Source organism: Phenylobacterium sp. LjRoot219 (assembly GCF_964252995.1).
GTDB lineage: Bacteria > Pseudomonadota > Alphaproteobacteria > Caulobacterales > Caulobacteraceae > Phenylobacterium.
In genome coordinates, this window is record NZ_CAXUQI020000001.1 from 3528124 (window position 1) to 3540640 (window position 12517).

The window sequence follows — 12517 nt, forward strand, 5'->3', positions numbered from 1 at the left end:
GAGCGGGCGGTGGAGGGGGCAAGCCACCTCCACTGAACTTCAACTGCCACGATCAAGAGAATGCGGCGAGGCCCTGGCCGCCGCTCGCCCCTCCACCACGCGCTCTTCGGCGCGTGGTCCCCCTCCCCCGCTGCGCGAGGGAGGCAGGAAGATCAGCGCAGCGGCTTCACCCGGTTGATGTGGCCCATCTTGCGGCCCGGCTTGGCTTCGCGCTTGCCGTAGAGGTGCAGCCGGGTCTCCGGCTCGGCGGCGAACTTCGGCCAGGCGTCGACCTCCTCGCCCAGCAGGTTCAGCATCTCGACCTGGGCGATGGTGCGGGCCGGAGCCAGCGGCCAGCCGGCGACGGCGCGGATGTGCTGCTCGAACTGGTCGACCTCGCAGCCGTCCTGGGTCCAGTGGCCGGTGTTGTGCACCCGGGGCGCGATCTCGTTGACCAGCAGCCGGCCGTCGGCGAGCTCGAACAGCTCGATGCCGATCACCCCGATGTAGCCCAGCCCGGTGAGCACCTTGGCGGCGATCCGGTCGGCCTGTTCGGACAGCTGCGGCGTGGTGGCCGCCGGCGCCAGGGTGCGGCGCAGGATGCCGCCCTCGTGGTGGTTCTCGGCCAGCGGATAGGCGACCACCGCCCCGTCGCGCCCGCGCGCGGCGATCACCGACAGCTCGCGCACGAAGTCGGCCGGCGCCTCGACGATCACCGGCCGGGCGCCCAGCGCTTCGAACACCGCCGCGGCGTCGGCGACATGCTCGACCCAGCGCTGCCCCTTGCCGTCGTAGCCCTCGCGGCGGGTCTTCATCAGGCAGGGGACGCCGATCTTCGCCACGGCCTCGGCGGCCTCGGCTGCGGTGGCGGCGGCGGCGAAGGCGACGGTCGCCACGCCCTGGCTGTTGAGGAAGGTCTTCTCGTCGACCCGGTCCTGGGCGGCGGACAAGGCCTTCGGCCCCGGCGCGACCTCGACCTCGAGCGCCATCAGCGTTTCGAGCGAGGCGGCGGGCACGTTCTCGAACTCGTAGGTGACGACGTCGGAGGCCTCGGCCAGCGCCTTCAGCGCCGCGGGGTCGTCATAGGGCGCGACCAGCAGCTTGGCGGCCACGCGGCCGGCCGGCGAGTCGGCGTCGCGCTCGAGCACCGCGACATCGAAGCCCAGGCGCGAGGCGGCCTCGGCCAGCATGCGGCCGAGCTGGCCGCCGCCGAGCACGCCGATGGTCGAACCGGGGGGAAGCGGGAACTGGGTCATCAGTCCTCGACCGTTTCGGCGACGGCGTCGGTCTGCCGCTGGGCGAAGGCCGCGACCGCCTCGGCCACCACCGGATCGCTGAGCGCGAGAATCTTGGCGGCCATGATGCCGGCGTTCTTCGCCCCGGCCTCGCCGATCGCCAGGGTGCCCACCGGGATGCCGGCTGGCATCTGCACGATCGACAGCAGGGAATCCATGCCCTTCAGCGCCTTGGACTCGACCGGCACGCCGAGCACCGGCAGGTCGGTCAGCGAGGCGGTCATGCCCGGCAGGTGCGCCGCGCCGCCGGCCCCGGCGATGATCACCTTCACCCCGGCGGCCTTGGCCCCCTTGGCGAAGCTGTACATGCGATCCGGCGTGCGGTGCGCCGAGACCACCTTGGCCTCGTAGGCGACGCCGAGCTGCTCCAGCATCTCGGCGGCGTGGCGCAGCACCGGCCAGTCGGATCGGCTGCCCATGATGATGGCGACGGGCGCAGTGGCGCTCATGGTTCCAACAGTCCCCTTGCCCCCAGAACTCGGCCGCGGCGACGTTCACCGCGCACGCTCTGGCTGGAAGGGCGCGGAGTATAGGCGCCGGCTTTGCCGCCGCAACCAAGATGGCTAAATTCAGCTAACGCCGCTTGCCGGCTCAATTCTTTGGCGAAACGTGACGGCCGCGGACGATCCTTTCCCGACGCCTGCCGAGGCGACCGCCGCGCTGATCCGCGAGAACGCGGAACTGCGCGCCGAGCTCGCGCGCCTGCGCGCCCGGCTGGCCGAGGTCGAGGGGCTGGCTGACCGCGACACCCTGACCCCGCTGTTCAACCGCCGCGCGATGATGCGCGAGCTGGCGCGCACCCGCGACTTCGCCGAGCGCTATGGCGGGACCGCCAGCCTGGCCTATTTCGACCTCGACGGGCTGAAGGCGATCAACGACCGGTTCGGCCACGCGGCCGGCGACGCCGCGCTGCTGGCGGTGGCCGATCAGCTGCGCACCCACATCCGCGGCTCGGACCTGGCCGGGCGGATGGGCGGCGACGAGTTCGCGGTGATCCTCGCCCAGACCAACGGCTTCCAGGCCGAGGCCAAGGCCGAGGCGCTGGCCGCGGCTATCGCCGGGGCGGCGGTCGACGGCGTCGCGGCCGGCGCGCGGGTCAGCGTCTCCTGGGGCGTCGCGGAGATCCGCCCCGGCGTCGAGCCCGAGGCCATCGTCGCCGAGGCCGACGCGGCGATGTACGCGGCGAAGCGGCTGCGGCGGCGGTAAGCCCACTCCCGCTCGTCCCCGCGAAAGCGAGGATCCAGGCTTTTTCGGTTGCCGAAGAGCGGCGTGCACCGCGATGGAAAAAACACCTGGGTCCCCGCTTTCGCGGGGAAGAGCGGAGAGTTCAATCTAGGCGATGATGTCCGGGGTCAGCAGGGCCTCGATGCGGCCGATCTCGTCCTTCATCGACAGCTTCTTGCGCTTCAGGCGGCCGATCAGCAGCATGTCGGGCAGCGGCGACAGCGAGATGGCCTGCACCGCCGCGTCGAGGTCGGCGTGATCCTGGCGCAGCTCCGCCAGCTGCTCGCGCAGCGCGTCTTCGTCGTAATGGTCCATCGTCGCCGACACTAGGCCACCCCCGCCACGAGCGCCGCCAGGGCCGCGTCCGGCGCCGGCCGGCCCGAGGCGCGCGACGCCGCCGTCACCGCCTGCAGGGCGCCGCCGTCGGCCGGGCCGGCCCACAGCGCCTCCAGCGTCTCGACCAGCAGCCGCTCGGCGCGCAGTTCGGCCGCCTTGACGTCCTCGCGCAGGCCCTCGCGGGCGGCGTCGGCCACCGGCGGGCAGGCCGCCTTCAGCGCCCGGCGCACCGCCCGCAGCGGGCTCAGCGCGGTCGCGTCCCAGCTCCGCGCCGCCTCGGCCGCGCGCGCCACCACCGCCGGGTCCGCAGGCTGGGTCAGAGCCGCCCACAGCAGCAGCGAGGTGTTCTGGCCGAACTCGTCCTGCAGGGTCAGGCAGGCTTCCGGAATCCCCGGCCGCTCATAGGCCGCCACCACGCCGTCCCAAAGCGCCATGCTTCAATCCTCTCCTTTGAGCGGCGCGAGATCCTCGCCCCAGCGTCGCACCGGCCTCCAGGCCAGGCCGAACAGGTCGAGGGCGCGGCCCACCGACTGATCGACCATCTCCTCGAGGCTCGCCGGCCGGGCGTAGAAGGCCGGCAGCGGCGGGGCGATGATCGCCCCCATTTCCGCGAGTCGCACCAGGGTTCGCAGGTGCCCGAGGTGCAAAGGCGTCTCGCGCACCATCAGCACCAGCGGCCGCCGCTCCTTCAAGGTGACGTCGGCGGCGCGGGTCAGCAGGGTCGAGGTCACGCCGGTGGCGATCTCGCTCATGCTGCGCACCGAGCACGGCGCCACGATCATCCCCAGCGTGCGGAACGAGCCCGAAGCGATCGCCGCGCCGACGTCGGCCACCTTGTGCACCACGTCGGCCCGGGCCTGCACCTCGGCGACGCTCAGCTCGGTCTCCTGGGCGATGGTCAGCGCGGCCGAGCGGCTGACCACCAGATGCGTCTCGATCCCGAGCTCGCGGCAAGCGTCCAGCACCCGCAGGCCGTAGACCACGCCGGACGCGCCGGAGATCCCTACAACGAGCGGCGGATGATCATCTTTCGACATTCAGTGGGCCCTACCCGCCTGCCGCGACGGCGCCGCGACAGCTCCGCCGCCTGCAAAGATATGTGATCTGACAGTCTGGGGAAGCGGGTGTTCACTCCGCGGCTGAGCCCACAGTGAGGAGATGTTTCGTCATGGCAGTGGAAGCCCGGATCCGCGAACTTGGATCTCGCCACCAGACTCTCGAACAAGCCATTCAAGACGAACAGCGCAGGCCTGCTGCCGACGACCTCAGACTGAAGGAGCTCAAGCGACAGAAGCTCAAGCTCAAGGAAGAGATGGAAAGCCTGCGCGCACGACCTCACTAGTCCGCAGGTCATCCGGGGCCGCCGCTCATCCCGCGAGCACGACGCGTGCGCGGGATGAGCCGGCGAGCCCCGAGACGCGCCCTAGCCTGGCGAACGGGGCCTTGAGCCGCCCTCGCGAACGGCTCGGCCGAGACCTCAGTCCTCGTCGTGATCGGCATCTTGGAAGACGGTCGACGGGTCGAAGTCCTCTTCTTCGGACTCCTCGTCGTCCACGCGCTCGGCGACATCCTCATAGGCCCCGGCCTCGGAGGCCGGCCGCAGCGTCGGGCCGTCGACGATCCCCAGCCGGGCGTCTTCCTTGGACTTCTTGTCGGCCGCCTTGCGGACCACCGCGTCCAGCTCGAGCTGGGTGGCGAGGCCAAGCGTCACCGGGTCGACCGGCTTGATGTTCGGCGAATTCCAGTGGGTGCGGTTGCGCACCTGGTCGATGGTCGCCTTGGTGGTGCCGAGCAGGCGCGCGACCTGGCTGTCGGGCACTTCCGGGTGGTTGCGCAGGAACCAGGCGATGGCGTCCGGCCGGTCCTGGCGGCGCGACACCGGCGTGTAGCGCGGGGCCTTCTTGACCGGCTTGAGCAGCTCGGCGTGGCGGCTCTTCTGCGCCTTCATGCGGTATTCGGCGTTCTTCTGCGCCTTATCCAGCTCTTCACGGTTGAGCTGGCCGTTGGCGATCGGATCGGCGCCGCGGATGTCGCGCGCCACTTCCCCGTCGGCGATGCCCTTCACCTCGAGCGGGTGGAGGCCGCAAAAGTCAGCGATCTGTTCGAAGGTGAGCGAGGTGTTGTCCACCAGCCAGACGGCGGTCGCCTTCGGCATCAGGATGTCGGTCATCGTGCTTTCCGTCCGTCGGAAATGAAGGCGCCCGGCCTTTCGGCCGGGCGGTGTAAGTTCGATCTATAGGCCGGATCACGCCAGCAGGGAACCGGATTTGCGCGCCCCGCCCGCCCGGCGGAGCTGAGAAACGCCCCGCTCCCGGATCACGCCAGCAGGATCGAGCCCGCCACGCTGCTCACCTGCACATTGGCCAGGATGACCTGATCGGCGCCCAGGCCGATCACCGCGTCGGCCCCGGACTGGGTCAGGGCGTAGCCGCCGATCCCGTCGAGCCGCAGCACGTCCTCGCCGACCTGGAAGTCGAGGATCAGGTCGACGCCGCCGCCCGGCGCGACGCGGAAGACGTCGGCCCCCTCCCCGCCGGTCATGGTGTCGTTGCCCAGGTCGCCGAACAGCTGGTCGGCGCCCGCGCCGGCATTCAGCACGTCGTCGCCCTGGCCGCCGCGGACCGCGTCGGCGCCGCCGCCGCCGGTGACCGTGTCGCGGCCGAGATTGCCGTTCAAAATGGTGAAGCCGGCGTGCGCGGTGATCACGTCCTCGCCCTGGCCGCCGAGCAGCCAGTCGTCGCCGCCGGCGCCGCCGTCGATGGTGTCCGCGCCCTTGTTGCCGTTGACCGCGTCGAACTGGGCGCCGCCGGCGATGAAGTCGGCCCCGTCGCCGCCGAACAGCCGGTTGAAGCCGTCGGCCCCGTCGATGGTGTCGTTGCCGGCGCCGCCGTCGATGCTGTTGCCGGCCGCGTTGCCCTGGATCACGTCGGCGCCGGACCCGCCGATCGCCTTCTCGATGATCACGCCCTGGGCGACGGCGATGTTGCCGATCAACCCGCCGACGTTCGAGAAGTAGCCTTCCCGGAGATCGATCAGCTGGTTGTTGGCGTAGCCGGAGAAGTCGAAGGTGTCGACGCCGCCGGCGTCCCAGACCGCGAACACCAGCCGGGAGATGGCGGTGCTGGCGGCGAACCACGGCGCGTCGGCGTTGGAGTTGAAGCCGTAGACCGTATCGCCGGTTCGCGTGCCCATGTTGGCGCCATAGGCCATCTGGGCGGCGGCGATGTCGTCGAGCATCGGCGCGGCGGGATAGTCCGGACCGAAATCCGCGCCGGTGTTGCTCTCCACGAAGTAGCTCATCACCGTGTACTGCAGGTCGTCCTGGTAGTAGCCGGCGTTCTGCGCATAGCTCAGCGTCACGCCATCGGCGGCGTTGTAGTCGGACGGGTGCTCCAGGCCGATCGCATGGCCGATCTCGTGCACCAGCACCATGAAGCCGTAGCCGCCCATCACCGGGTTGGCGTTGTAGCCGTACGTCGAGTTGACCCAGACGTCGCCGGACGAGGAGCTGCCGGCGATCGAGCCGGGGAAGTAGCTGAAGGCCGAGGAGCCGGCCTGCCCGCCGGTGTAGTTGCCCAGCAGGATGGTCGCATTGTTCGAGTAGGCGGCCGAGCCGGCGCTGCCGAAGCCCACCCGGGTGAAGGTGATGTTGGCCACGTCCGACCAGGCCTTCAGCGCCAGCTCGGTCGCCTGGATCTGGGCGGCGCTGAAGCGCTGGAAGCCCGCCGTGTCGGACGGCATCTCGAGCGGCGTCGTGGAGCGATAGGCGTAGGTCACGTTGAACGGCTGGCCCAGCGCCGAGGACCAGCCGGGTTCGCCGCGCAGCAGCTGGGAGGCGGCCTCCTCGATCGTCAAACTCAGCTTGCCGTTGCCGGCTATCCCTGCGCGACCGTCGGCGTTCAGGTATGAACTGGTGGTGTCGAGCGGGCGCGCAGATGCAGCTTCAAGCGACATGAGAATACTCAAGCTTCCCCATTTACCTCAGACACTTAGCCACATTGACAAACGCGGCCGGGCTAACATTTCCGTGCTTGCATGCGGGGAATGCGGGCACGTTGCAGAACGGTCTCAGCCTGCCCGAGCAGGTTTCCACAACGGTGAAGGGGCGTCGCCAACGGGCGTTAATCGCGTTGGTCGATCAGGGCCTTGAGCGCCAGGGCGTCGCGGGGCGCGGCGCTTTTCACATCGTTGTCGAAGTAGGCGTAGACGTCCCGTCCGGCCGCCCGCCAGCCGGCGACGGCCTCGGCCCAGCGCGCCAGCTCAGCCTTCGGGTAGCGGCCGACGTAGCGGCCGCCCGGCCCGTGGCCGCGCAGATAGACCCAGGAGGCGGTGACCTCCCACGGCGACGGCGCGGCATGATGGTCGGAGATGCACAGCGCCGCGTCGAAGTCGGCGAGGATCCGGAAGACCTGCGGCGCGTACCAGCTGTCATGCCGAAATTCGACGGCGTGGCGACCGTTGGGCAGCAGGCCGAGGAAGGCCGCCAGCCGGTCGTCGTCACGGCGCAGCTGCGGCGGCAGTTGCACCAGGGCGGGGCCGCCGGCGCGGCCGAGCCGGGCCATCCGGCCGAACACCAGGGCGACCGGGTCGGCGCAGTCCCGGAGCTTCTTGTTGTGGGTGATGAAGCGGCTGACCTTCCAGGCGAACAGGAAGCCGGCCGGCGCGCGCTCGGCCCAGCCGTCCACCGTCGCCTCGGCGGGCAGGCGGTAGAAGCTGGCGTTGATCTCGGCGGTGTCGAACCGCGTCGCGTACCAGGCCAGCTGCTCGCGCGCCGTCACCGCCGGCGGGTAGAAGGGGCCGCGCCAGTCCTTGTAGCTCCAGCCCGAGCAGCCGATGCGAAGCGCGCTCATGGCGCTTCGAATGCCCCGGCCGGCTCAGGCGTTGCGGATCACGCCTTGGGTCAGATCGCCTCGAGGTCGCGCCGCTCGACGATCCGCAGGCCGTAGCCCTCCGAACCCGGCAGCCGCAGGCGGCCCTTGAACGCGCTGAGCAGGACGATGTCGCGCACGCCGAGGTCCAGCAGGATCTGCGCGCCGATGCCGTAGTCGCGCTGGGTGGTGTCCCCGTGCGGCTGGTCCGGCTGACCGTACTTCTGCGACAGGTGGTCGGGGTTGGAGCTGCGGATGAACACCGCCACGCCCGCGCCGTCGTAGTCGGCGATCGCCTTCAGCGCGCGCGGGACGAGGTCCTGCCGCGCCTCCACATGGCCCAGCATGTCGGCCGCCATGTCGACCTTGTGCATCCGCACCAGGGTCGGCTTGTCGATGTCGATCTTGCCCTTGGTCAGCACCACGTGCTCGGTCAGGTCGAGCACGTTGCGGTAGACCAGCATCCGGAAGCTGCCGCCGTAGACGCTTTCGAACGGCGTCTCCAGCACCCGCTCGACCTGGCGCTCGGTGCGCCGGCGGTAGGCGATCAGGTCGGCGATGGTGCCGATCTTCATGCCGTGCAGCTGGGCGAACGCGACCAGATCCGGAAGACGCGCCATCGAGCCGTCTTCGTTCATGATCTCGCAGATCACGCCGGCCGGGTTCAGGCCGGCCAGGCGCGAGATGTCGACCGCGGCCTCAGTGTGGCCGGCGCGCACCAGCACGCCGCCGTCCCGGGCGACCAGCGGAAACACGTGGCCCGGCGAGACGACGTCGTCGACGCCCTTGGTCGGGTCGACCGCGACGGCGATGGTGTGCGCCCGGTCATGGGCGGAGATGCCGGTGGTCACGCCCTCGCGCGCCTCGATCGAGACGGTGAAGGCGGTGCCGTGGCCGGACGCGTTCTCCCAGGCCATCGGCGGCAGGCGCAGTTGGCGCGCGCGATCGGTGCTGATCGACAGGCAGATCAGGCCGCGCGCATGGCGGGCCATGAAGTTGATCTGCGCCGGCGTCGCGAACTGCGCCGGGATGATGACGTCGCCCTCGTTCTCGCGGTCCTCGGCGTCGACCAGGATGTAGGGCCGCCCGTTGCGGGCGTCCTCGATGATGTCCTCGATCGGCGAGATCGCCGCGGAGAGGTCCTGGTCGGAGCCTCCGCCGCCGGGGGAGACGAGGTAGGGCTTGCTCATGCGCCGCTCCGCATCCTTGCGAACTCCATCACCTGCTCGGCCACGGTGCCAAGCGCCCAGGCGTCCTTCGCGTCACGGCAGGCGCCGGTCTCGTCGAACAGGCCCGCCGTCGAATTGAGGGCCGCGCCGAACGGCGTCGGCCAGCCCCGCATGGCATGTATTATGCCGCGCAGCGCGCTCAAGGTGCTGCCGGTCGCCTGCCAGCCGTAGGCCGTGACCACCGCGCCGACCGGGCGGCCGTGGAAATAGGGCGTCGCGTCCTTGGCGGTGATCTCCAGGGTGTCGAGCGCGTTCTTCACCACCCCCGAGATCGAGCCGTGGTAGCCGGGGCTGCCGACGATCACGCCGTCGCAGTTCCGCACCGCCTCGACCAGCTCCATCTGCTCCGGCGTGGGATCGCCCGGGCGCGGATCGAAGATCGGCAGTCGGGCGAGGAACTCGCCGCCGAACAGGCGCGTTTCCGCGCCCAGTTCCTCAGCGCGCTTGAGGGCGCAAATCAGCGCCGTCTCGGTCGTCGAACCGGCCCGGATCGTGCCGCCAATCCCAACGATGATCGGCCGCCGGCCGCCGTCCAGTCCGCTCACGCCGAGAACTCCCTTCCGACTTTTTGTGCTGCGGACGACGCTCCGCGCCCGCGTCCTATATTCTGTTCTACGCCGATGCCCAGCCTTGTTGAGCCCCTGCGCCCTGCGAGGGTGCGGCTTGCCGAAAGCCGTTTTGCGCGGGCACAGTCGGGCGCGGCAAGAGGAGCGACGGCATGAGCAGGCCCGAGACGCACGGCTTCTCGAGCGAGCGGCTGCGGCGGATCGATGAGTTCCTGCGGGCGCGTTATGTCGACGCAGGCCGGCTCCCCTGCGCGCAGCTAATCGTCGCCCGGCGCGGCGAGACCGTCCACCAGTCGGTCCTCGGCCAGCAGGATCCGGAGCGTGGCGTGCCGCTGGCCGAGGACACGGTGTTCCGCATCTATTCGATGACCAAGCCGGTCACCTCGGTGGCGCTGATGTCGCTGGTCGAGGAGGGGCTGATCGCGCTGGACGATCCGGTCGCCCGGCACATCCCGGAGTGGGCGAACCTCGGCGTCTTCCAGGCGGGCGTTCCCGGCGGCTTCCTCAGCACGCCGCCGGCGCGGCCGATGCAGGTGGTCGACCTGCTGCGCCACACCTCGGGCCTGACCTACAGCTTCCAGTACCGCTCGAACGTCGACGCGGCCTACCGCCAGTTGGACCTCGAGGCCTATCACGGCGGCCTCGACCTGCAGGGGATGGTCGAAACCCTGGGCAGGCTGCCGCTGGAGTTCTCCCCGGGGACGGCCTGGAACTATTCGGTGTCGACCGACGTGGTCGGCTACCTGGTGCAGAAGATCGCCGGCAAGCCGCTCGACCAGATGCTGCACGAGCGGATCTTCGCCCCGCTGAAGATGATCGACACCGGCTTCTGGGTCCGCGAGGAGCAGCGGGCGCGCTTCGCCGCCTGCTACGAGACGACCCCGCAGGGCGGGCTGAAGCTGCAGGACGACGCGCAAACGAGCCCGTTCCTCAAGCCGCCGCGGCTGTTGTCCGGCGGCGGCGGGCTGGTCTCAACCGCGGCCGACTACCAGCGCTTCACCCGCATGCTGCTGAACGGCGGGGTGCTGGACGGGGCGCGGATCCTCGGCCCCAAGACGCTGAAGCTGATGTGCGCCAACCACCTGCCCGGCGGCGGCGACCTGACGCGGCATTCGCGCTCGCTGTTCTCGGAGAGCACCTACGCCGGCGTCGGCTTCGGCCTGGGCTTCGCCGTGGCGTTCGATCCGGTGCAGACCCTGCTGCCGTCGAGCGTCGGCGAGTTCTACTGGGGAGGCATGGCCTCGACCGCCTTCTGGGTCGATCCCGTCGAGGAGGTCACGGCGGTGTTCATGACCCAGCTGATCCCGTCGTCGGCGACAGCGGTTCGGCGCGAGCTGCGGTCGCTGGTCTACGCCGCGCTGACGGAGCCGAACGCCTAGCGTTTCCGCTCAGGAGTTCGAGCGCCTCTTCATAAGACCGGCGGCGGAACGCGCCCGGAGCTCCTCGGCGGCCTCGGCCTGCGCCTCGCTCTCCTCGAAGCCGCTCGGCGGGCTCAGGCCGACGTCGGGCACCTCGCCATGCGGCGCGGGCATGCCGCTCAGCATCCGCGCCGTGCGCCAATTGCCCCAGCGGTAGTAGGCCATGGCGATCGCCAGGGTCACCACGCTGCCGAGCGGGAAGCTCAGCCAGACCGCGTCGGCGCCCAGGTAGGGCTCCAGCAGGAGCGCGAAGGGGATGCGGACGAACCACAGCGCCACCACCATCGCCAGCAGCGGCGGCCAGACCACGCCGGTCGCGCGCACCACGCCGGAGAAGACGAAGGCCACCCCGAACGGCACGAAGCTCCAGATCGCCAGGGCGTTGATGTGCTCGGCGATCGGCAGGGCCGGGCTGCCGGCCGGCAGGAAGGCGCGCAGCGCATAGTGCTGCAACACCAGCACCGTCAGGATCGGCACGACGCTGAACAGCACGGCGTAGGCGGCGCCGATCCAGGCGACCCGCTCAACGCGGTCCATCCGCCCGGCGCCGACGTTCTGCGCCGCCATCGAGGAGACGCCGGCGCCGAGCGCCATGGCCGGCATCTGCACATAGGTCCACAGCTGCATCGCCGCGCCGTAGGCCGCCGCGGTCTCCAGGCCGTAGCCGTTGACGAAGCGCATCATCGCCACCGCCGCCAGGCTGATGACGATCATCTGGAAGCCCATCGGCGTGCCCTTGAACACCAGGGTGCGCAGGATCGCCATGTCCGGGAACAGCAGCCGCCATTCGCGCGGCCGCAACACCAGGATCGACCGCTTGCGGTAGAGGTAGATCAGCATCACCGCGAGCACGAACGACTGCGACAGCAGCGTCGCCGTCGCCGAGCCGACGATCCCCAGCTTGGGGAACGGTCCGACGCCGAGGATCAAGAGCGGGTTCAGGGCGATGTCGAGCGCGACCTGCAGCAGGGCGAAATAGAAGGGCGTGCGCGAATCGCCGACGCCGCGCTGCGCCATCATCACGAACTGGAAGAAGTAGACCGACGGCATCGCCGCGAAGAGCATGCGCAGATAGACGATCGCCCCCGGCCGCGCCGCGGCCGGCGTGCCCATGGCGTCGAGGATATGCGGCGTCAAAAGGCCGCCAAGCACCGCCAGCGCCAGCGACACGACGATGAAGAAGATGGTGCAGGTGCCGACGACGCGCTTGGCCGTCGCCTCGTCGCGCGCCCCGGCCGCCTGGCCGACCATGATGTTCGCGGCCATCGAGATGCCGAACACCACGCCGATCATCAGGAAGAAGATCTGCCCGGCGTTGGCGGTCGCCGTCAGCGCCGTCTCGCCGAGGATGTGGCTGACCCAGGCGGTGTTCACCGAGCCGTTCAGCGACTGCAGGATGTTGGAGCCCATGACCGGCAGCGAGAAGGCGATCAGCGTCCGCCCGATCGGCCCCTTGGTCAGGTCATGCATGCCGCGGCGCGCCGCAGGCTTTGAAGATTGTCCGCTTGCGCCGTCCAAGGCCTGCCGCTCCGCTTCACCTAGGAGGTCGCGTCAAGGCGCCGCGCGCCGAACACTGATTTCCACCTTGGGACAGCAGGCTTG

The 12517-nt window shown here is 70.2% G+C and carries 14 protein-coding genes; 3 read left to right on the forward strand and 11 right to left on the reverse strand.

Going from position 1 to position 12517, the window contains the following annotated elements; translation table 11 throughout:
• Nucleotides 1-152: 152 nt before the first annotated feature.
• Both ACSQ14_RS17225 and purE read right to left on the reverse strand, forming a co-directional pair.
• Complete coding sequence (locus tag ACSQ14_RS17225; protein WP_436014974.1) at nucleotides 153-1235, reverse strand: 5-(carboxyamino)imidazole ribonucleotide synthase; 1083 nt, start codon at nucleotides 1233-1235, stop codon at nucleotides 153-155.
• On the reverse strand, nucleotides 1235-1723 hold the full coding sequence (purE, locus tag ACSQ14_RS17230) for a 5-(carboxyamino)imidazole ribonucleotide mutase (RefSeq protein WP_436014976.1): 489 nt from the start codon (nucleotides 1721-1723) through the stop codon (nucleotides 1235-1237). Before purE ends, ACSQ14_RS17225 begins: the two co-directional genes overlap by 1 nt.
• Nucleotides 1724-1883: 160 nt before the next feature.
• Between purE and ACSQ14_RS17235 the strand changes: the two genes are divergently transcribed.
• Nucleotides 1884-2480 carry a GGDEF domain-containing protein gene (locus ACSQ14_RS17235; RefSeq protein WP_436014978.1) on the forward strand — a complete coding sequence of 199 codons (597 nt, stop codon included), beginning with the start codon at nucleotides 1884-1886 and terminating at the stop codon, nucleotides 2478-2480.
• Between the two features lie 126 nt (nucleotides 2481-2606).
• Here the strand turns inward: ACSQ14_RS17235 and ACSQ14_RS17240 are convergent, their stop codons facing one another.
• From ACSQ14_RS17240 to ACSQ14_RS17250, 3 genes are read right to left on the reverse strand one after another with little or no spacing between them, the layout of a single operon-like run.
• Nucleotides 2607-2825, reverse strand: a complete 219-nt coding sequence (locus ACSQ14_RS17240) for a YdcH family protein (RefSeq protein WP_436014980.1) — start codon at nucleotides 2823-2825, stop codon at nucleotides 2607-2609.
• Nucleotides 2825-3268 carry a TIGR02444 family protein gene (locus ACSQ14_RS17245; RefSeq protein ID WP_436014982.1) on the reverse strand — a complete coding sequence of 148 codons (444 nt, stop codon included), beginning with the start codon at nucleotides 3266-3268 and terminating at the stop codon, nucleotides 2825-2827. Before ACSQ14_RS17245 ends, ACSQ14_RS17240 begins: the two co-directional genes overlap by 1 nt.
• A gap of 3 nt (nucleotides 3269-3271) precedes the next feature.
• The gene (locus tag ACSQ14_RS17250) at nucleotides 3272-3871 is read right to left on the reverse strand and encodes a UbiX family flavin prenyltransferase (RefSeq protein ID WP_436014984.1); all 600 of its coding nucleotides are present in this window, start codon (nucleotides 3869-3871) and stop codon (nucleotides 3272-3274) included.
• 131 nt (nucleotides 3872-4002) lie between these two features.
• On the opposite strand from ACSQ14_RS17250, the gene ACSQ14_RS17255 reads away from it, so the two are divergent.
• Nucleotides 4003-4176, forward strand: a complete 174-nt coding sequence (locus ACSQ14_RS17255) for a YdcH family protein (protein ID WP_436014986.1) — start codon at nucleotides 4003-4005, stop codon at nucleotides 4174-4176.
• 135 nt (nucleotides 4177-4311) lie between these two features.
• On the opposite strand, the gene ACSQ14_RS17260 is transcribed toward ACSQ14_RS17255, so the two are convergent.
• The 5 genes from ACSQ14_RS17260 to ACSQ14_RS17280 all read right to left on the reverse strand — a co-directional run bounded on the left by ACSQ14_RS17260 (nucleotide 4312) and on the right by ACSQ14_RS17280 (nucleotide 9476).
• Nucleotides 4312-5004 carry a DUF1013 domain-containing protein gene (locus ACSQ14_RS17260; RefSeq protein ID WP_436014988.1) on the reverse strand — a complete coding sequence of 231 codons (693 nt, stop codon included), beginning with the start codon at nucleotides 5002-5004 and terminating at the stop codon, nucleotides 4312-4314.
• A 146-nt stretch (nucleotides 5005-5150) separates the two neighbouring features.
• Nucleotides 5151-6788 carry a M10 family metallopeptidase C-terminal domain-containing protein gene (locus ACSQ14_RS17265; protein WP_436014990.1) on the reverse strand — a complete coding sequence of 546 codons (1638 nt, stop codon included), beginning with the start codon at nucleotides 6786-6788 and terminating at the stop codon, nucleotides 5151-5153.
• Nucleotides 6789-6955: 167 nt separating this feature from the next.
• Complete coding sequence (locus tag ACSQ14_RS17270) at nucleotides 6956-7684, reverse strand: DUF72 domain-containing protein (RefSeq protein WP_436014992.1); 729 nt, start codon at nucleotides 7682-7684, stop codon at nucleotides 6956-6958.
• Between the two features lie 50 nt (nucleotides 7685-7734).
• Nucleotides 7735-8892, reverse strand: coding sequence for a 3,4-dihydroxy-2-butanone-4-phosphate synthase (ribB, locus tag ACSQ14_RS17275; RefSeq protein WP_436014994.1), 1158 nt, complete (start codon nucleotides 8890-8892; stop codon nucleotides 7735-7737).
• On the reverse strand, nucleotides 8889-9476 hold the full coding sequence (locus ACSQ14_RS17280) for an NADPH-dependent FMN reductase (RefSeq protein WP_436014996.1): 588 nt from the start codon (nucleotides 9474-9476) through the stop codon (nucleotides 8889-8891). Before ACSQ14_RS17280 ends, ribB begins: the two co-directional genes overlap by 4 nt.
• A gap of 173 nt (nucleotides 9477-9649) precedes the next feature.
• On the opposite strand from ACSQ14_RS17280, the gene ACSQ14_RS17285 reads away from it, so the two are divergent.
• Entirely contained in the window at nucleotides 9650-10876 is a 1227-nt protein-coding gene (locus ACSQ14_RS17285; protein WP_436014998.1) for a serine hydrolase domain-containing protein, read from the forward strand.
• A 9-nt stretch (nucleotides 10877-10885) separates the two neighbouring features.
• Here the strand turns inward: ACSQ14_RS17285 and ACSQ14_RS17290 are convergent, their stop codons facing one another.
• Nucleotides 10886-12385, reverse strand: coding sequence for an MATE family efflux transporter (locus tag ACSQ14_RS17290; protein WP_436014999.1), 1500 nt, complete (start codon nucleotides 12383-12385; stop codon nucleotides 10886-10888).
• Nucleotides 12386-12517: the final 132 nt, after the last annotated feature.